The sequence below is a fragment of the Pseudonocardia sp. GCM10023141 genome (assembly GCF_042653605.1).
Map to the genome: position 1 here is coordinate 54,014 of NZ_JBHSIR010000060.1, position 18,073 is coordinate 72,086.

At 72.0% G+C, this 18,073-nt stretch carries 20 protein-coding genes; 5 read left to right on the forward strand and 15 right to left on the reverse strand.

The genetic code is table 11. The annotated features are described in order from the left end of the window. Nucleotides 1-55 precede the first annotated feature (55 nt). From phoU (ACFPFQ_RS34100) to ACFPFQ_RS34130, 7 genes are all read right to left on the reverse strand, one after another. Nucleotides 56-706, reverse strand: coding sequence for a phosphate signaling complex protein PhoU (gene phoU / locus ACFPFQ_RS34100; RefSeq protein WP_379626350.1), 651 nt, complete (start codon nucleotides 704-706; stop codon nucleotides 56-58). 72 nt (nucleotides 707-778) lie between these two features. Further along, nucleotides 779-1,435: a phosphate signaling complex protein PhoU gene (phoU, locus tag ACFPFQ_RS34105; protein ID WP_379626352.1), complete on the reverse strand. Its 657-nt coding sequence runs from the start codon at nucleotides 1,433-1,435 to the stop codon at nucleotides 779-781. An 81-nt stretch (nucleotides 1,436-1,516) separates the two neighbouring features. Next, complete coding sequence (locus ACFPFQ_RS34110) at nucleotides 1,517-3,967, reverse strand: LCP family protein (RefSeq protein ID WP_379626354.1); 2,451 nt, start codon at nucleotides 3,965-3,967, stop codon at nucleotides 1,517-1,519. Nucleotides 3,968-4,050: 83 nt separating this feature from the next. After that, nucleotides 4,051-4,875 (reverse strand): GGDEF domain-containing protein, encoded by an 825-nt coding sequence (locus ACFPFQ_RS34115; RefSeq protein WP_379626356.1) that lies wholly within the window; start codon nucleotides 4,873-4,875, stop codon nucleotides 4,051-4,053. Between the two features lie 145 nt (nucleotides 4,876-5,020). Then, a complete protein-coding gene (gene dusB, locus ACFPFQ_RS34120) occupies nucleotides 5,021-6,172 on the reverse strand; it encodes a tRNA dihydrouridine synthase DusB (RefSeq protein WP_379626358.1) in 1,152 nt (383 codons plus the stop codon). 21 nt (nucleotides 6,173-6,193) lie between these two features. After that, nucleotides 6,194-6,772, reverse strand: a complete 579-nt coding sequence (locus tag ACFPFQ_RS34125; RefSeq protein ID WP_379626360.1) for a superoxide dismutase family protein — start codon at nucleotides 6,770-6,772, stop codon at nucleotides 6,194-6,196. Nucleotides 6,773-6,925: 153 nt separating this feature from the next. Further along, the gene (locus ACFPFQ_RS34130; RefSeq protein WP_379626362.1) at nucleotides 6,926-8,233 is read right to left on the reverse strand and encodes an aspartate aminotransferase family protein; all 1,308 of its coding nucleotides are present in this window, start codon (nucleotides 8,231-8,233) and stop codon (nucleotides 6,926-6,928) included. Between the two features lie 83 nt (nucleotides 8,234-8,316). Here ACFPFQ_RS34130 and ACFPFQ_RS34135 point away from each other — a divergent pair, with 83 nt between their 5' ends. Continuing rightward, complete coding sequence (locus ACFPFQ_RS34135; protein WP_379626364.1) at nucleotides 8,317-9,213, forward strand: LysR substrate-binding domain-containing protein; 897 nt, start codon at nucleotides 8,317-8,319, stop codon at nucleotides 9,211-9,213. Here the strand turns inward: ACFPFQ_RS34135 and ACFPFQ_RS34140 are convergent. After that, nucleotides 9,206-10,069, reverse strand: coding sequence for a metal-dependent hydrolase (locus ACFPFQ_RS34140; RefSeq protein ID WP_379626366.1), 864 nt, complete (start codon nucleotides 10,067-10,069; stop codon nucleotides 9,206-9,208). The two genes, ACFPFQ_RS34135 and ACFPFQ_RS34140, sit on opposite strands and share 8 nt — an antisense overlap. Before the next feature lie 92 nt (nucleotides 10,070-10,161). Here ACFPFQ_RS34140 and ACFPFQ_RS34145 point away from each other — a divergent pair, with 92 nt between their 5' ends. Further along, nucleotides 10,162-10,818, forward strand: a complete 657-nt coding sequence (locus ACFPFQ_RS34145) for a TetR/AcrR family transcriptional regulator (protein WP_379626368.1) — start codon at nucleotides 10,162-10,164, stop codon at nucleotides 10,816-10,818. A 168-nt stretch (nucleotides 10,819-10,986) separates the two neighbouring features. Here ACFPFQ_RS34145 and ACFPFQ_RS34150 read toward each other — a convergent pair whose 3' ends face one another. Genes ACFPFQ_RS34150 through ACFPFQ_RS34160 form a run of 3 tightly spaced genes read right to left on the reverse strand, consistent with a single transcriptional unit; the run spans nucleotide 10,987 to nucleotide 13,771 of the window. Next, nucleotides 10,987-11,595 (reverse strand): LutC/YkgG family protein, encoded by a 609-nt coding sequence (locus tag ACFPFQ_RS34150; protein ID WP_379626370.1) that lies wholly within the window; start codon nucleotides 11,593-11,595, stop codon nucleotides 10,987-10,989. Continuing rightward, a complete protein-coding gene (locus tag ACFPFQ_RS34155) occupies nucleotides 11,592-13,046 on the reverse strand; it encodes a LutB/LldF family L-lactate oxidation iron-sulfur protein (protein ID WP_379626372.1) in 1,455 nt (484 codons plus the stop codon). The genes ACFPFQ_RS34150 and ACFPFQ_RS34155 overlap by 4 nt, the downstream gene beginning before the upstream one ends. Further along, on the reverse strand, nucleotides 13,043-13,771 hold the full coding sequence (locus ACFPFQ_RS34160) for a (Fe-S)-binding protein (protein WP_379626373.1): 729 nt from the start codon (nucleotides 13,769-13,771) through the stop codon (nucleotides 13,043-13,045). The genes ACFPFQ_RS34155 and ACFPFQ_RS34160 overlap by 4 nt, the downstream gene beginning before the upstream one ends. Nucleotides 13,772-13,845: 74 nt before the next feature. Between ACFPFQ_RS34160 and ACFPFQ_RS34165 the strand changes: the two genes are divergently transcribed. Further along, on the forward strand, nucleotides 13,846-14,538 hold the full coding sequence (locus ACFPFQ_RS34165) for a FadR/GntR family transcriptional regulator (RefSeq protein ID WP_379626375.1): 693 nt from the start codon (nucleotides 13,846-13,848) through the stop codon (nucleotides 14,536-14,538). 6 nt (nucleotides 14,539-14,544) lie between these two features. Here the strand turns inward: ACFPFQ_RS34165 and ACFPFQ_RS34170 are convergent, their stop codons facing one another. Then, complete coding sequence (locus ACFPFQ_RS34170) at nucleotides 14,545-15,018, reverse strand: winged helix-turn-helix transcriptional regulator (protein ID WP_379626377.1); 474 nt, start codon at nucleotides 15,016-15,018, stop codon at nucleotides 14,545-14,547. A gap of 81 nt (nucleotides 15,019-15,099) precedes the next feature. On the opposite strand from ACFPFQ_RS34170, the gene ACFPFQ_RS34175 reads away from it, so the two are divergent. Then, entirely contained in the window at nucleotides 15,100-15,798 is a 699-nt protein-coding gene (locus ACFPFQ_RS34175; RefSeq protein WP_379626379.1) for an SDR family oxidoreductase, read from the forward strand. Between the two features lie 282 nt (nucleotides 15,799-16,080). After that, nucleotides 16,081-16,431, forward strand: coding sequence for a hypothetical protein (locus tag ACFPFQ_RS34180; protein WP_379626381.1), 351 nt, complete (start codon nucleotides 16,081-16,083; stop codon nucleotides 16,429-16,431). A gap of 420 nt (nucleotides 16,432-16,851) precedes the next feature. Here the strand turns inward: ACFPFQ_RS34180 and ACFPFQ_RS34185 are convergent, their stop codons facing one another. The 3 genes from ACFPFQ_RS34185 to ACFPFQ_RS34195 all read right to left on the reverse strand — a co-directional run bounded on the left by ACFPFQ_RS34185 (nucleotide 16,852) and on the right by ACFPFQ_RS34195 (nucleotide 17,933). Beyond that, on the reverse strand, nucleotides 16,852-17,199 hold the full coding sequence (locus ACFPFQ_RS34185) for a hypothetical protein (RefSeq protein WP_379626479.1): 348 nt from the start codon (nucleotides 17,197-17,199) through the stop codon (nucleotides 16,852-16,854). Beyond that, the gene (locus tag ACFPFQ_RS34190; RefSeq protein ID WP_379626383.1) at nucleotides 17,085-17,681 is read right to left on the reverse strand and encodes a helix-turn-helix domain-containing protein; all 597 of its coding nucleotides are present in this window, start codon (nucleotides 17,679-17,681) and stop codon (nucleotides 17,085-17,087) included. Before ACFPFQ_RS34190 ends, ACFPFQ_RS34185 begins: the two co-directional genes overlap by 115 nt. Nucleotides 17,682-17,798: 117 nt before the next feature. Next, on the reverse strand, nucleotides 17,799-17,933 hold the full coding sequence (locus ACFPFQ_RS34195) for a hypothetical protein (RefSeq protein ID WP_379626385.1): 135 nt from the start codon (nucleotides 17,931-17,933) through the stop codon (nucleotides 17,799-17,801). Nucleotides 17,934-18,073 lie beyond the last annotated feature (140 nt).

The following is an 18,073-nucleotide window of genomic DNA, read 5'->3' on the forward strand; positions in this document are numbered from 1 at the left end:
GGCCGCTCCTGAGGGGGAGGAGCGGCCCGGCGGCTGCGTTTTCAGCGGCTGGGTGTCAGAGCGCCAGCGCTTCCGGGGTCTGACCCGTCACGGCGTAGACGGTCTCCCGCGCCACGGCCACGGCGTGGTCGGCGAAGCGTTCGTAGTAGCGCGCCAGCAGCGTGACGTCCACCGCCGTCGGCACCCCGTGCGGCCACGCATCGTCCATCAGGACGCCGAACATGTGCTCGTGCAGCACGTCCATCGCGTCGTCGTCGGACTCCAGCCCCACGGCCATGACGACGTTGCGGGTGCGGGCCACCTCCGCGGCCTTCCGGCCGAGCTGCACGGCGAGCCTGCCCATCTCGGCGAAGTCGCCGCACACCTCGGGTGGCAGCCGCCTGCCCCGCTCGACGACCTGCGCGACGTGCAGTGCGAGGTCTCCCATCCGCTCGATGTCACCCGCTGACCGGATCGCGGAGACGACCGTGCGCAGATCGCCCGCCACCGGCGCGTGGAACAGCAGCGCGTCGGTGGCGATCCCTTCGACGCGCGCTCGCAGCGCGTCGACGGCGACGTCACCGATGATCACCTGCTGGGCCAGCCGCTCGCGGTTGTCGAGCAGCGCCGCGGTGGCCCGGTACAGGGCGTTGGCGACGGTGGTGCACATCTGCCCGAGCAGCTCTGCGAGCTCGTCGAGCAGCTGTGGCAACGGTGCGGGTGGCATGGGTCGAGCGTAAGGAACGCAGGTCGAGGAAGCGTCTGGACAGGATGAACGCAGGATGAACGCCCGACCGGCTCAGACGGTGAGCGGTCCCGGCATCTGCCCGGTGACGACGTAGACGATGCGCCGAGCGACCGCGACGGCGTGGTCGGCGTAGCGCTCGTAGAACCGGGCGAGCAGCGTGATGTCGACGGCCGGACCGACGCCGTGGGCCCAGTCGCGGTCCATGAGCACGGAGAACATGTGCTTGTGGAGATCGTCCATGGCGTCGTCGTCGGTCTCGAGCTCGTTGGCCCGCGCGAGGTCCCGCGTGCGGATCACCTCGCCCGCCTTGATCGCCAGCGCGACCCCGACCCGGCCCATCTCGGAGAAGTAGGGCGCGACCTCGGCGGGCAGCACCGGCTGCGGGTGGCGCCTCCGGGCGGCCTGGGCGACGTGCAGGGCGAGGTCGCCCATGCGCTCGATGTCGCCGGCGCCGTGGATGGCCGACACGACGATCCGCAGGTCGGTGGCCACCGGGGCCTGCAGGGCGAGCAGCGCGAACGCGTTCTCCTCCGCCGCCGCGCGCGTGTCGTCGACCAGCGCATCCTCGGAGATGACCTCCTCGGCGAGCTGCAGATCCGCCTCCAGGAGTGCCCTGGTGGCCTTCTCCATCGCGGACGCGACCTGGGTGCACATCGCGGCGAGGGATTCGGCCAGCTCATCGAGCTGGTCCTGGTAGGCGTCACGCATGGGACGAGAGTAGTCGAGCTGTCCGGATCGAGCCCGATGAGCAGATGAACCGGGGGTGAACGCTTCGCGGATCCACCCTTCTCAGCTGCAGGCGGCCACGTGCGCGGGCGGTGGGGCGGTGGCCGCACCACCGGCGGGCTGCGCCTGGACGGGCGGCTTCACGACGTCGTCGAACGAGCGGCCGAGTATGAGCTGCAGGACGCCGTTGGCGCCGGGGTCCGGGATCGACGTGGCCGCGGGCACGGAGCTCGCCAGCAAGCCGGCGGCCGCAGCCTGGTCGGGCGAGAACTTGATCACCGTCTGGGTGGTGGGCTGGGGCGCGTTGGACACGTCCCCGATACCGAACCCGAGCGAGCGCAGCGTGTCGCCGATCTGCGCGGCCCGCCCCGGGGTGTCGGACGCGTTGAGCACCTGCACCTTCATGTCGCCCGGCTTGGGCCCGGCGGCGGTGGCGGCCGGGCCTGCGACGGCTGCGGGCAGCGCGACGTGGCGGCGGATCGCGGAGAACAGCGTGGCGGCATCGGCGTCGCGCAGCATCGTGTTGCCGCGACCGTTGAGCTCCGGGCTGGTGGGCACGCTGGTGAACGTGACGCCGTCGGCGTCGAGCCGGTGCAGCGTCCGTGCGACACCGGCGATGCCGTCGATCCCGATGCCGTCGGCGACGATCCCGCCCGCGATCGCGGTGCGCAGGGCCGACACCTGACCGAGGTCCAGCAGCCCCGTGGTGGACAGCGCCCCGTCGAAGACCGCGGACAGCACCTGCTGCTGGCGCTCGAGGCGGCCGTAGTCGGGCGACGGGTCGCCCGCCACGCTGCCGGCGTGCACGAAGTCATCGGTGTGCTGGCTGTCGAGGTTCTGGCGGCCTGCGGAGGGGGCCACCGGGCCCAGCACCGAGTCCTGCACCGGGCGGGCCAGGCAGAGCGGGATGCCCCCGACGGCGGCGACCAGCGGCGAGACCTTGTCGAGGCTCACCCCGATGTACCCGGTGATCGCGAGCCCGGTCAGCTGCTGCACGACCCGCGTGACGCAGCGGGGGCCCCCGACATCGAGTGCCGAGGTGAGCTGCGTGCGGGTCTCGGCGCTCTGGGTCTCGTTGGTGTAGGAACCGGAGATCGGGTCGTAGCGCGGGCACGGCGGGCGGGTCGTCTCCAGGCCGGCCGGGATCGACAGCACCACGACGGGGCCGTTGCCGGCGGGGACGTGGACGACGCTGACGGTGTCGGCGCCTGCCGAGGTCCCCGGCGGGGTGTCCTGCTGGGTGGTGCCGGCGGGTGCGGGCGGGTCGGTGGCCACGACCAGCACGTTCTGGTCGCCCTTCTGCGCCGCGCCGTCGACGATGGCGCCGGACCCGGTGTCCAGCGCGGCGACGTGGCGCACCGACGAGGACAGCCAACCGCGCGTCACCCAGCCGGTGGCGGAGGTCAGGAACACGACCAGTGCCAGCGCGACGAGGAGCAGCTGCCCCAGCGACGGCCGGGGCAGGTCGCGCAGGGAGAACCGCGGCTTGGCGTCGACGTCCTCGTCGTCCGGGTCGGCGCCGAGCACGAGGCCGGCGTGGGCCGCGGTGAGCCGCACCAGCGTCTCGTCGATGCGGCTGGCGCGGATGTCGTCGCTGTCGGAACGCTCGTCGCGGCGGGAGCGCTCAGCGCGCTCGCTGATGTCGGGCACCCCGCTGCCGAGATCGGCGGCCGGACCGGGGCGGGCACCGGGGAGGGCCCGGGCGCCCCCCTCCTGGCGAGCTTCGGTGGGCCCCGCGGCCGGCCGGGCTGCGGCCGCGCGACCGCCCGGAGCCCGCTCGGGCCCGGTGGTGGGCCCGTTCGCGGTGCGACCACCGGCGAACCCGCCGCCGGTGGGACGCGGCCCGGTCCGCCCGCGGGTGGGCGGCGGTGAGCCGGCGGCCCCGGGACCACCGATGGGTGGCCGCGGCGGGACTCGCCGGGACTCCGCGTCACCGGAGCTCGACGGCGGCCGCAGCAGCGGTGGCGGCGGGGGTGGTGGCGGCAGCGACGAGGGGATCGGCGGTTCCGACAGCGGTGGCAGCGGAGCCCGCGCGGGTGCGGACCGGGGCGGAGCGGGGCGGCCCTGCGGCGGGCGACCACCGTTCCCGTTGCGGGCCGGTGCGTCGGGGCCGGGGGGACGGCGGGTATCTCCTCGCACCGGTCCCGGCTGCGCCGCCCGCGACGACCCCCGCGACCCGGCCTGTGACCCCGGAGGGGCCACGGGCGGCGGTGGTGGCGGCGCGGCCGGGGGAGTGCTGGGCGGCGGTCCGGGGTGCCGGCCGCCCGTCGCACGGGGCCGCGCGGCCCGCGGCGGGACCGCAGGATCGGGCCGGCCCGATCGTCGCGGCGGCTCGGGCGGGGCGGAGCGCGCGGCCGCCTCCGCTGCCTCGTCGGCGAGCTCGGCGGCCCGCCTGCGAGCCGCCCGCCCACCGCTGACGGGGGTGCGCGCCGGGCGCGACGGATCGGGCGTGGTCTGCCCCGGCCGGAGCAGACCATGACGCGCGAGGACATCGTCGATCGACTCGTCCTCCACGCCACCTCCTCCGGCCCGACATGCAGCAGGGCGGTCACGGGTTGGAGAACCCCGTGCCCGCCCTGCGACCGTTCACGAGTTTACTAGCCGCTGCGTCCGTGCTGTGCGACGGAGCGGCGACCGCCCGCGGCTCCGGCCAGTCGGACGAGCCCACCCCGCCGGTCACGGTATGCCACAGCATTCCGTCCCGAGTTCTTCGCGGCGTAGAGCAAGCTGTCGGCGGCGCCGACCAGTCGCTCGACATCGGTGAGCGGGCCGTTGCTGTGGGCCACCCCGATGCTGACGGTGACGCGCAACCGCTCGTCGAGCTCGTGCCACGGGTGATGATCCACGCGGTCCCGGGCCTCCTCGCATGCGAACACGGCGTCGCGGAGGCTGCAGCCCGGCAGGACCAGCGCGAACTCCTCACCGCCGTATCGCGCGCAGAACGATCCCTCGGGCAGCCCGCTGCCCAGCTCCGCGACGATCCGCTGCAGCACGCGATCGCCGAAGCGGTGCCCGAACGTGTCGTTGACCTGCTTGAAGTGATCGGCGTCGACGAGTGCCACGCAGATCCCGGCGGTGGTGCGGCAGGCCGGATCGGTCAGCAGCGTCACGAGCCGCTCGTCCAGGTAGCGACGGTTGTAGGTGCTGGTCAGGCTGTCGCGGCGGCTCTGCTCGCGGGCCTCGGCGTGCTCGCGACGCAGCCGGTCGAGCTCGTCGGCCGGTGCGGGCTGGCCGTGCAGCAGCCGCACGGCCACCCGGAGGTGCTCGTAGGCCTGCTCCCAGTGACCGTCGGCGGCCAGCTCCTCGGCCGCTGTCGTGTGGCGCTCGGCTGCGATGTCCGGCGCGATGTCCGGCGCGATGTCCGGCGCGACGTCGAGGGCGGCGTCGCCGATCGCGTCGCCGGGTCGTGCTGTCCGTATCATGATCGTCGATCACCTCCCCTGTTACCCGTGTTATCGACGTGGCGGATGGGGCGCTTGAGGTGTAAAGGGCCGAAGTACCCGTTGGCGCGTTGCTCCACCCGACCGGGGTGCGGCCGTGATCACCGACGGGTATCGGCCGCCGGGATCACCCGCCCGAGTGCTCCAACTCGGCGCCGAAGGGCACGGACGGGTCGTCCGGGTCGTCGAGCCAGTGTTCGGGCAGTGTGACGCGGCCGGGGGAGCCCTGGCGGCCGCGCGGGCCGTCGGCTTCGGCCGGGAAGGGCTCGTCGGGGTCGAGCCTGGCCAGCAGCTCGTCGAGCTCGTCGATGCTGCCGACGAGCCCCAGTGCGCGCCGGATGTCCGGCCCGACCGGGAAGCCCTTGAGGTACCAGGCCATGTGCTTGCGCATGTCGCGAATGCCCTTGTCGACGCCCATGTGCTCCTGCAGGAGCACGGCGTGGCGGCGCAGGGTGGCGGCGACCTCACCGAGCCGCGGTGGCGTCGGCAACGGCTTGCCGGCGAAGGCGGCCTCGAGATCGCCGAACAGCCACGGCCTGCCGAGGCATCCGCGGCCGACGACGACGCCGTCGCACGCGGTGGCCTCGACCATCGCGAGCGCGTCGGCGGCGCTGAAGATGTCGCCGTTGCCGAGCACCGGGATCTCGGCGGGCAGCGCGTCGCGCAGGCGGGCGATGGCCGACCAGTCCGCGGTGCCGGAGTAGCGCTGCGCGGCGGTCCGGGCGTGCAGCGCGACGGCGGCGACCCCGGCCCCGACGGCGCGGTGCGCGGCGTCGAGGAAGGTGTGGCGCTCGTCGTCGATGCCGATGCGCATCTTCACGGTGACGGGAAGCGGCCCGGCGTTGTCGACGGCGGCCTGCACGATGGCCTCGAACAGCCTGCGCTTGTACGGCAGTGCGGCGCCGCCGCCCTTGCGCGTGACCTTGGGGACGGGGCAGCCGAAGTTCATGTCGATGTGATCGGCGAGGTCGCGCTCGCGGATCATCCGCACGGCCTGGCCCATCGCCGCGGGGTCGACCCCGTAGAGCTGCATCGACCGCGGGTTCTCGTCCGGATCCATGGCGATCATGCGGAACGTCAGCGGGTTCTTCTCGACGAGACCCCGAGACGTGATCATCTCGCAGACGTAGAAGCCTGCGCCCTGCTCACGGCAGAGCCTGCGGAACCCGGCGTTGGTGATGCCGGCCATCGGAGCCAGCACGACGGGGGTCTCGGACACGTACGGTCCGATGCGCAGCGGAGGCCGCACGGCGGCGGACACGGTGGACGGGGCACTCACGAGGCCCCATTGTCCTCCTTGTCAGAAGTCCACGGTCATGCAGGCCGCGCGAGCGCCTGCCGTGCCCGCGTGACCGGCGTCGGTGGCGGTGCCCATCGCGTGGATGACCACCGAGTGGGCGCGCCGGTCGTCGGGGAACGCCCACGGCACGGTGGTCTCGGCGCTACCGGCACCGTTGGCGTCGGTGGTGAAGTCGAGCCAGATCTCGTTCTGCGGGTTGGCGTACTTCGGGTCCACGCTGGGCTGCACCGGGTCGACCTTGTTCTGGAAGTGCGGGCCGGCCAGGTCGCCCGTGGCGCCGCAGGCCTTGGTGTGGGCGTGTGCCCCGTAGACCCGGCTGGGTTCGAGCCCGCGCACCGCGAGCTTGACGGTGGTGTTGCCACCCTCGGTCGTGGAGCTGACCGCGCCGCGGGAGCCCGGCCGCACGAGCTTGGCGTCGTAGGTGACCGCGACGCCGGGGGCGTCCACGAACGTGGCGCTCACCTGGGTGTCGTGGGAGGTGACGCTGACAGCGGCCGGAGCGACCGCGGTGGCGGCTCCGCAGCCGGTGAGTGCGAAGACCGCGACGAGACCGGCGAACGCGGGGCGTGGGGAGCGCATGAGAGCAGGATGCGGCGTTGCGCTTGGTAGCAGACGGCGGCCCCCATTTAGGCCACGTGGGGGATTTGTCTGCCGCTGAATGTCACGGTGTGCTGGTGGGTGATGGGGGTGTGGGTGACCGCTGCGCGGGCCCGGCGCCACCGGACACACGAGCTAGACCCGCCCGACCTCGGCCAACGCCCGGTCCAGGATCGCCACCCCCTCGGCCAGCTCCTCCTCGGTGCTGGTGAGCGGCGGCGCGATCCGGAACACCCCGCCCATGCCCGGCAGCTGCACGATGTTCATGTGCAGCCCGAGCTCCAGGCAGCGCCGCGTGACCTGGCGCCCCAGCTCGTCGGAGCCCTCCTTGGTCTCGCGGTCCAGCACGAGCTCGATGCCCTGGAACAACCCGCGCCCGCGGACGTCGCCCACCACGGCATGCCGCTCCTGCAGGCCCAGCAGGCCGTCGCGGAGGAACTCGCCGTTCGCCTCGGTCCGGACGTCCATCTTGTCGCGCTCCAGCACGTCGAGCACGGTGTTGCCGACGGCTGCCACCAGCGGATCGGAGACGTGGGTGGTGAAGAACAGGTAGCCGTTGTCGTGCGCCTCCTGCTCGATCTCCGCGGTGGTGATCACGGCGGCCAGCGGCAGCCCGGCGCCGAGCGTCTTCGACAGCGTCAGGATGTCGGGGGTGATGCCGGCCTGCTCGAACGCGTACCAGCTACCGGTGCGGCACAGCCCGGTCTGCGCCTCGTCGACGATCAGCAGCATGCCCCGTTCCCGGCACTTGACCTGCAGCGCGGCGAGGTAGCCCGGCGGCGGCTCGATGAGCCCGCCGGAGCTGAGGATCGGCTCGACGATGCACGCGGCGAGGCTGCCGACGGACTGGGCGTCGACCAGGTCGAACGCGGTGTCCAGCTGACGGCGCCAGTCGAGCTCGCCCGCGGCGTCGACGACATCGGGCCGGTACGCGTTGGGTGTCGGGATCGCGATGTTGCCGGGGGCGGCGGGCCCGTAGCCCTTGCGGCCCGCGCTGTAGGTGGCGCTCACCGCGCCCTGGGTCATGCCGTGCCACGACCGGCTGAACGAGACGATCTCGAACCTGCCGGTGACCAGCTTGGCCATCCGGATCGCGGCCTCGTTGGCCTCCGCGCCGGTGGTCAGCAGCATGACCTTGGACAGCGGGTCCGGCACCGAATCGGCCAGCCGTCGCGACAGCGTCACGACCGGGCGCGAGAGCATGCCGCTGAAGAGGTGGTCCAGATCCCCCACGGCCTGCCGCACGGTCGCGACGATCTCAGGGTGGGAGTGGCCGAGGATGGCGCTCATCTGCCCCGACGTGAAGTCGAGGAGCCGGCGCCCGTCGGCGGTGTAGAGGTAGCTGCCCTGCGCCCGTTCGATGATCTCGGGGGTGAACCCGCCGGGCCCGTACCGGATCACGTGCCGGTCGACGTCGGTCCAGAACTGCGCGGGGTTCTCCATGGCTTCGACGGTAGGTCGCCCCGCTGCGCGGGTCCATCGACAGATTGTGCCCAGGCTGTGCGGCTGTACCGAACAATGGGGGCATGCTGAGTCCGTGGCGCCTGCGCCTGCTCACCCACTTCGAGAGCCTCGGCACCGTCCGCGCGGTCGCCGATGCGCTGGACATGAGCCCGTCGTCGGTGTCGCAGCAGCTCACGGTGCTGGAGCAGGAGTCGCGCACCGCGCTGTTCGAGCGGCACGGCAGGCGCATCGCGTTGACGCCGGCGGGGGTGCGCCTCGCCGTGCACGCCCGGGAGATCCTTCGGCGCATCGAGACGGCCGAGGCCGACCTCGCCGAACAGCGCTCCGAACCGGTCGGTGACGTGCGCATCGCGTCGTTCTCGAGCGCCCTGCACGCGCTCGTGCTGCCCGTCGCTGCGCGGCTGCGCAGCCGCCATCCCCGGCTGCGGATCGTGGCCACCGAGCTCGAACCGCACGACAGCCTCCGGGCACTGCGCCGCGGCGACGTCGACCTCGCGATCGTCTACGACTTCGCCGACGGCTGGCTGCCGGTCGACGACCAGCTGCATCGCGTGCGCCTCACGAGCGATCCGGTGGTCGTCGTGCTCCCGGCCGACCACCCGCTCGCCGCGGACGGCCCGGTCGAGCTCGCCGCGCTTGCGGGGGAGCGCTGGGTCATGGACCATCCCGGCTGCTACCTGTGCGAGCTCGTCGTCCGGCTGTGCCGGCGGGCCGGCTTCGAGCCGGTCGTCGCAGGCCGCTACGGCAGCTACTCGCTGCTGCTGGAACACGTCCAGACCGGGCTGGCCGTGTCGGCGCTGCCCGCGCTGGCCGTCGACGAGCGCTATGACGTGGCCGTGCGCGAGCTCGCGGACGCGCCGGTCCGCACGATCTTCGCCGCGGTACCGGCGGCGCCGGCACCGCAGCCCGCCGTGCGGGTGGTGCTGCGGGAGCTGACGGCCCGGGGAGCCGCTATCTGAGGTGGTCGGCGAGCGTGCCCTCGGTGCCGAACAGCTCCACCTTCCACTTCTCCAGCAGCGCGGTGGCGTCCATGTCGTCGGGGTGGAAGCCCGGCTTGTTGTAGGCCTGGATGTTCTGGCGCATCGAGCGGTTGAGGAACGGTGAGCGCGGCAGCCTGCGCAGGCTGCGCAACAGCCGGACGGGGTTGTAGGCCGCCCGGTCCCCGGCCAGCGAGATGGCGGTCAGCCCGACCACGATCGGGATGAACAGCGCGTTCACCAGGTGCATCGTGTTGATCCGCAGCCGCTCCGAGCCGCCGGCCGCGCGGAAGACGTCGAACGCGACGGACTTGTGCTCCGACTCCTCGAGCGCGTGCCACAGCAGGACCGAGCGCACCTCGGTCTCGCCGAGCAGTGCCTGCGCCTCCGGGCTCGTCAGCAGGCGTTCGGCGATGGTGGCCGTGTAGTGCTCCAGCGCCGCGGTGACCGCGAGCTGGAACTTGTGCGGGAACAGCCGGTCGGAGCGGATCATCAGCAGGTTGGTGAAGCGATCGGCCATCCGCGTCGGGTAGCCCATCTCCTGCAGCTTGTCGTTGAGCGCCCGGTGCTCGCGCCCGTGCGTCACCTCCTGCCCGATGAAGCCCGCCACCTGTGACAGCAGCTCCTTGTCGGTGAGCTCCTCGCGGTAGCGGCGCACCGCGCGGATGAAGAAGTCCTCACCCTCGGGGAACAGCGCGGAGAGCATGGCGACGATGTGGCTCATCATCAGATCGCCCTGCACGTAGTGGCGGTCCAGCGAGCCGGACGGGTAGGTGAACGCGATCCGGCGCGTCCGCACCGTTCGCGGCGGTACCGGACGTTGCTGCTCGATCGTCATCTCGTCCTCCTCGACGGGTGGCCTGCGCCACACTCAAACGCATGTAACAAACCTCGTCAAGATGTAAACCCCGTTAAGGTGGTGCCATGCGGATGAGCAGCGCGCGTGACGGGGTCCCGGAACCGGATCTCCTGCACCGCGCGCTGGCCACCGCCATCCCCGACGACGAGACGGCCAACCGGATCCTGTCCGCCGCCTTCGACCAGGCCGAGGACTTCGGGCTGCGCCGGTTCACGATGGACGACGTCGCGCGCCGCGTCGGGGTCTCCCGCGTCACCGTCTACCGGTACTTCCCGAAGAAGGACCAGCTGATCAACGCGCTGCTCATGCGCGAGATGCGGCGCTTCCTCACGAAGCTCGACGCGGTGATCGAGGCCGAGAGCACCACCGAGGCGAAGCTGGCGCAGGGCCTGGTGTTCTGCATGACGTTCCTGCGCGCCCACCGCGTGCTCAACCGGCTGCTGCGCACCGAACCCGAGCTGATCCTGCCCCACCTCACCACCAAGGCCGGTCCGGTGATCGCGGCGGCCCGCAGCTGGATCGCCCGCCACGTCCGCGACGAGGTGACGGCGGGCCGCATCGCCCTGCCCGACCGCGACGTCGACGCGGTGGCCGAACTGCTGGTCCGCACCGTCATCTCGCTGGTGATCTCCCCGGAGACCGTCCTGCCCCTGGACTCCCCCGAGGAGCAGCAGCGCCTCGCCGCCTTCTACCTGGTGCCGCTGGTAGCAGCCCTGCGCCCCCGCTGACCACCCACCGCTGATTTCACCATCTCGACACGCCGATTTCGCCACCCGAGCACGCCGATTTCGCCATCTCGACACGCCGTGTTCGCCGTTTCGGCACGGCCATGGCGCGCCGACGTGTGTCGGATCGGCGAAATCGGCGTGATGGATCGGCGAAATCGGCTGCGTGGGTTAGCTGACCAGCACGACGACCAGCGTTCGGGGGCCGTGGACGCCTTCCACGCGCTGCAGCTCGATGTCGCTGGTGGCCGACGGGCCGCTGATCAACGTGATCGGACGGCGGGGGTCGAGCGCGGTCACGAGCTCCGGCACCGTCTGCACCACCTGCTCGGCGCGCACCACGCACACGTGGACGTCCGGCACGAGCGTGATCGCGCGGCGGCCCTGGTCGGGCGAGCCGTCCAGCGCGATCGTGCCCGTCACGGCGCAGGCCGCCGCGCAGGCGGTGACGACGGTGGTGAAGCCGTCGAGCTCCGCGGGTGTCAGCGCGCCGTCATCGGGGGTCCCGTCCGGGCACCAGCCATCCCGCAGTCCCGGCGCGACGATCACCCGCCCGTCGAGCGCGTCCCGGATCGCGGCGGGCACCCCGTCCGGGTCGGTGTGGATCACGGTTGCCTTGTAGTCGACGAGCCGGTCGGTGAACAGTTCCAGCAGCGCGGCGGAGCCGGGCGGGTGCTCGCCGGTGCGGTGGTAGTCGCGGGGGATCGCCGCGGGTCCGGGGGATCCGGCGTTCGCGTTGGCGCCCCGGATCCGGGCGAGCACGTCGTCGCGGGCGCTCATCCCCGCTCCCGCTTCCACCACTCGCGGAACGTCTCGACGGGTGGACGGGCCAGGTCGCGGCTCCCCGTCCAGGCCGACAGCGGCGGCGGCAGCGTCGAGATCCGGCCCGATCGACGGCCCAGCACCCGCCCCAGCCGCGACGCCTTCTCCGCCGCGGCGAACCGCTTCTGGTCGGCCATCACCCAGGCCGCCGCCGCCATGGCGACGGCTTCCGCGCTCGGTACGCCACCCCGGTTGGCGTCGACGTGCTGGGCGCGCAGACGCACGAGCAGCGACGGGATGTCGATCCGCACCGGGCACGCGTCGAAGCAGGCTCCGCACAGCGACGACGCGTACGGCAGCGAAGCGTTGTCCTCCACGCCCGTGAGCTGCGGCGACAGCACCGCGCCGATCGGGCCCGGGTACACCGAGCCGTAGGCGTGCCCGCCCGCACGCTCGTAGACCGGGCAGACGTTGAGGCATGCCGAGCACTTGATGCAGTGCAACGCGGAGCGCCCGACCTCGTCGGCGAGGGTGGCGGTGCGGCCGTTGTCCAGCAGCACCAGGTGGAACGTCTGCGGCCCGTCGCCGGGCGTGACGCCCGTCCAGGCCGAGGTGTAGGGGTTCATCCGCTCGCCCGTCGACGAGCGGGGGAGCAGCTGCAGGAACACCTCGAGGTCCCGCCAGGTCGGCACGACCTTCTCGATCCCCATCACGGTGATCAGGGTGTCGGGCAACGTCAGGCACATCCGCCCGTTGCCCTCGGACTCGACGACGAGCAGCGTGCCGCTGTCGGCCACGGCGAAGTTGGCGCCGGAGATCGCCACCTTCGCGCGCAGGAAGCGCTCCCGCAGGTGCTTGCGGGCGGCCATGGCCAGCAGGCGCGGCTCCGAGGTCAGCTCCGGGTCGACGCCCGGCATCTCGCGCAGGAAGATCTCCCGGATCTCGGCGCGGTTGCGGTGGATCGCGGGCACCAGGATGTGGCTGGGCAGGTCGCCGCCGAGCTGGACGATCAGCTCGGCGAGGTCGGTCTCCTTGGCCTCGATGCCGGCCGCCTCGAGCGCGTCGTTGAGGCCGATCTCCTGGGTGACCATCGACTTGACCTTGACGACCTCGGTCTCGCCGGTGTCCCGCACGAGCCGCGTGACGATCGCGTTGGCCTCGTTGGCATCGCGAGCCCAGTGCACCGTGCCGCCGCGGGCGGCTACCTCCCGTTCGAGGCGTTCCAGGTGCTCGTCCAGCCGGGCCATCGTGGCGGCCTTGAGCGCCGATCCGGCCAGTCGCAGCTGCTCCCAGTCGTCGAGCTCGGCGACGACGGCGGCGCGCTTGCCGCGGATCGTGCGGGTGGCGTGGCCGAGGTTGCGCCGCAGTTGGGAGTCGGCGAGCGCGCCGCGCGCGGCATCGGGGAAGGACTGCTCACCGCGCAGGTGCCCCACGCCGCGCGGGGCCGGAACGCCGAGGAAGGTGCTCATTCCGTGGCCGCCAGTACCTCCGCGAGGTGCACCGCACGGGTGCCGGTGCGCAGCCGCGACAGCCCGCCGCCGATGTGCATCAGGCACGACGCGTCGCCCGCGCTCACGACCTCGGCGCGGGTGGCGATCACGTTGGACATCTTGTCGGCCAGCATCGCCGTCGACGTGTCGGCGTTCTTCAGCGCGAACGTGCCGCCGAAGCCGCAGCACTGCTCGGCGTCGGGCAGCTCCAGCAGCGTCATGCCACGGACGTGGCGCAGCAGTCGCAACGGCTTGTCGGCCACGCGCAGCATCCGCAGCGAGTGGCAGGTGGGGTGATAGGTCACGCGATGCGGGAAGTAGGCGCCGACGTCCTCCACCCCCAGCACGTCGACGAGCAGTTCGGACAGCTCGTAGGTACGGGCGGCGACGTCGGTGGCGCGGCCGGCGAGCCGATCGTCGCCGGCACCCGCGGCGACCATCGCGTGCTGGTGGCGGACCGAGCCCACGCACGACCCGGACGGTGCGACGATCACGTCGTAGGGCTCGAAGACCTCCACGTGGTGGCGCACCAGGGGCAGCGCCTCGCGCTGGTACCCGGTGTTGACGTGCATCTGCCCGCAGCAGGTCTGGGCCTCGGGGAAGACCACCTCGTGGCCCAGCCGCTCCAGCAGCGTGACGGTGGCCCGGCCGACGTCGGGATGGAGCGCGTCGGCCAGGCACGTCACGAACAGTGCGATCCGCATCGGTTCCCTCCCCGCGCTGTGGTCGGACCACACGGTAGACGTGTGGTCCGACCACAGCCAGTTAGGCTCGCCTCATGCGCGTGCACGAGCTCGTCATGGCCCGGATCGAGGAGGACCTCGCCGCCGGACGCCTGACGCTGGGCGATCGCCTGCCCGCTGAGCGGGCGCTGGCCGAGCAGCTCGGGGTGTCGCGGCCACCGGTGCGCGAGGCGATCCGCGTGCTGGAGGCGCTGGGTGTCATCCGGACGGCCACCGGCTCGGGGCCCGATGCCGGTGCCGTGCTCATCGCCGAGCCCGCCACCGGTCTCGCCACCGCCATGCGGTTGCACGTCGCGACCACCGGCGTCCCGGTGCGTGACGTCGTGCAGTTGCGGCTGCTCGTCGAGAGCTGGGCGGTGCGCGAGGCGGCGCAGCGGGCCGCCACCTCGACGGTCGAGCTGGCACGCGCCGCCGACCTGCTCGTCGCGATGGACGAACCCGGACTCGATCCCGACCGGTTCCTCGACCTCGACGGCGCCTTCCACGCGGCGTTCGTCGAATGCTCGGGGAACGTGCTGGTCGAGGCCGTGATGGCCGGGGTGCGGGGAGCGGTCCGCTCGTACGTGGGGGTGGGTGCCCGACGCGTTCCGGACTGGGAACGCACCGCCGAGCGCCTGCGCGCCGAGCACCGCCGGATCTTCGACGCCGTCAGCGCCGGTCGAGCCGACGATGCCGAGCGCGAGGTCCGCGACCACATCGAGGGCTACTACCGCGATGCGGGGATCTGATCGGCATCACGTCGGGTAGGCGGCGGTCCGGATCACCGCGACGTCACGCGGGGCCACCTCGTTGCCGTCGTCGTCGATGTAGCCGACGTGCACCGGGCGCCCACCCTCGCGGGTGCGGCGTTCGATGGTGTTGCCCTCGGCGCGGGGGAGGTGGTGGTCGCCCCACTGCTGTAGGGACGCGAGCACCACGTCCAGCTCGCGTCCCGCATCGGTGAGCAGGTAGGCGTCGCGGGGCCGGCTGCCGGGCTCCTGGTAGGGCTCCCTGGCCATGACGCCGTACTCCACGAGCGTGGCCAGTCGATCGGTGAGGACGTCGGAGGCGATGCCCAGTGCGGCGCGGAACTCGGCGAACCGGGTGGCGCCGGTGAACGCCTCGCGCAGGATCAGGAAGGTCCAGCGCTCGCCGACCACGCCGAGGCTCCGGGCGATCGAGCAGGACGACTCCAGCAGCTTGGGGGCGGCCGTCTTCGAGCTGGTCATGTCGCCATCCTACCCCTGGGTTGCCCAATCCAACCCAGCAAGCTAGGTTGGAATTACCAACTCAGCCACTCGGGAGCCGTCATGGACCTGTCCACCACCACCGCCTTCGTCACCGGCGCCAACCGTGGCCTCGGTCGGCACTTCGCCGAGCAGCTGCTCGCCCGCGGCGCCACGGTCTACGCCGGAGCTCGCAACCCGGCCCCGGTCGACCTGTCCGGGGCGATCCCGGTCGCCATCGACGTCACCGATCCCGCGTCCGTCGCCGCCGCGGCCGCAGCGACATCCGGCGTCACCCTGCTGATCAACAACGCCGGCTCCGGCACCGGAGCCTCGGTGCTGACCGGTTCGATCGACGACATCCGGCTCGAGATGGAGACGCACTACTTCGGCGCGCTGGATGTGACCCGCGCCTTCGCGCCCCAGCTCGCCGCCAACGGTGGCGGCGCCGTGCTCAACGTCCTGTCGGTGCTGTCGTGGTTCACCGCCCCGCACGTGTCGGCGTACTCGGCGGCGAAGTCGGCGGCCTGGTCGCTCACCAACGCGCTGCGCATCGAACTCGCCGGGCAGCGGACCGTGGTCAGCGCCCTGCACGTCGGATACATGGACACCGACATGGCGCGCGACGTGACCGGGCCGAAGAGTGACCCGGCGGTCATCGCGAAGATCGCGCTGGACGGAGTCGAGGCCGGCAGCACCGAGATCCTCGCCGACGAGCTGAGCCGCAACGTTCAGGCCGGGCTGGCCGGCGGCGTTTCGGCACTCTATCCGCAGGTGGCCTGACCAGGAGCGCACCGAATGGCGGCAGCGGCCACTGATCGCATCGATCAGTAATTGACGTAGAGCCGCGAGCACGTTGGTGACCTCGGGATCCTCGACGAGAACCACTCGAAAGAGGGAGTATCCAAACGCAAAGTAATCACCGTGCACGATGGTGGTAGAGCATTTGTCTGTGAGTCATTCAGGCGCTACTTTATTCGTGGCCAGCGAGGCTCCCCAGTCAATCGCTGGCACTGAATGGAATCGGCCCCGGCCGGATCTGCATGACTTGAACGGGAGACAACTGTGCTGAAGAAGGCTGGAATCCTGGTGGCCGCAGCGGCTGCTGGTCTGCTCGCTGTTAGCCCCCTCGCCTTCGCGACGGAGGGCCACTCGGTCACCAACAACAACTCCAACGGTGACACGAGCCACGGCCTCGTGAACGTGGCGGACAACAACGCCAACGTTCCGGTCCAGCTCTGCAACAACAACGTGCCGGTCAACGTGCTGGGTGTTCAGGTCTCCGACCTGTCCGCACAGCTGTCGGGCGCGCTGGGCCTCCTGGGCTCCGGCGAGGCCGGCGACACCGCGCAGTCGGCCGACCGCTCCTGCGGCGACAACAGCGGCAGCGCTGGCGACCTGCACGAGCAGGGCTGATCTAGCTCATCTCGTCAGAGAGCCCGGACCGCTTCGGCGGTCCGGGCTCTCTCGCGTTCGCGGGCTCGTACCGGGCGATGCCGACGCAAGCGCCGAACGGCGGATCCGATGCGTAACGCCGCCGGGGTTGCAGGCGAAAAGGTGATGAGATCGTCCTGGCGGAGGGGCCGGGCCGGTCGCCGGGGCAAGATCCGGCTCAGCAGCGCCCGCTCATGGCATGTGAGCGGGCGCTGCGCCGTCTCCAAGGAGCCGGGCGCATTGGAGGGGTTCAGCGCGCACATCAGGACTCGGAGCACGTCACCGGCACGTTACGTTGCATCCGGGTACGGCCGTCGTCAGTTCCGATGCCGTTGATGTGCGCCCCGCCCGGCCGGGCAGTCCACGCAGGCCTGCCCGGTGTCGCGGTCGGTGGTGGCCCGGTCAGTGCCCGGTGCTGCCCCAGCCCTCCCGCAGCAGCCGCACGATCTCTCTGAAGGCCGCGCGCCGATCCGGTTCGTGGCGCGCCAGGTCGAGTCCGCCGAGGACGAACCGGGCCACCGCTCTCGCCCGCAGGCTGCTTCCCGGCTGCTCCGATGCGATGACCTCGGCCAGTGCTTCCTCGTGCCGATCGAGCATGCGTCGCGCGTACTCCCGCAGTGCCGGCGTGGCGGCGATCATCGCGGTGAACTCGCGGAACTGCGGATCGACGGGGTCGTGGACCAGCCGGTCGGCCAGCAGGTGTGCCTCGATCGCGTCGAGGACGTCCTGTCCCGCCGGGCGATCGCGCACCGCGGCGACGAGCTGTGCTTCCTGGGCGGGGGCCTCGTCGAAGACGAGGGACTCCTTCGTCGGGAAGTGCGTGAAGACCGTGGTCGGTGAGACGTCGGCCCGCGTCGGCGATCTCCTTGACGGTGACGCCGTCGAACCCGCGCTCCAGGAACATCCGCGTCGCGGCGTCGGAGATGTACGTGCGCGTCTGCGCCGCGGGTGTCGGGGTCGTCGCGGAAGTTGGCGGTCTCCAGGACCTTCGCGTCCTCGACGGCTCGCCACCAGCGTTCCCGCTTGGTGCCGCGCCCGGTCTCCTCCTCGATGAACCCGTGCTGGGCGAGGTGGCGCAGGTGCCAGCTCACGGTGCCGGTGTTCTCGCCGAGCCGGGTCGAGAGCGCCGTGGCGGTCGCCGGGCCGTCGAGGGTCAGCAGCTCCGAATCTGGCCTGCGGGTATGAAACCCATGCGGCGCCTCGACGCGCGCAGCCTGCGCGGCTTGGCGCATCCCCTGCGCATGAGCTCGTCGCCGTGGTGGCTGCGGCTGACGCGCTCGCACACACCTCCGGTGCACGGCACACACCGTGCACGGTGTGTGCCGGGACGCTGCGGTGTGTGCGAGCGGTCAGGGGTTGACCACCAGCGCGGTCACGTCGCGGACCCAGCGGGCCGCCGGACTCGCAGCCGGCGGCGGCCAGCACCAGCAGCACCCCGCGCAGTCGGGCGAGGCGGCGCCGTCGCCGCCTGTGTGACTCGGCATGGGCGGTGACATCCTTGGGGTTCGGCAGCAGGGGCCGGGCGCGCTGCGTGAGCACAGGTCCGTGGCGCATTCGACCATGTGCAATGTCGCAAATGTCAGGCAAGCCCTCGATCGCGTGCCCGCATTCGCGGAACCAAATA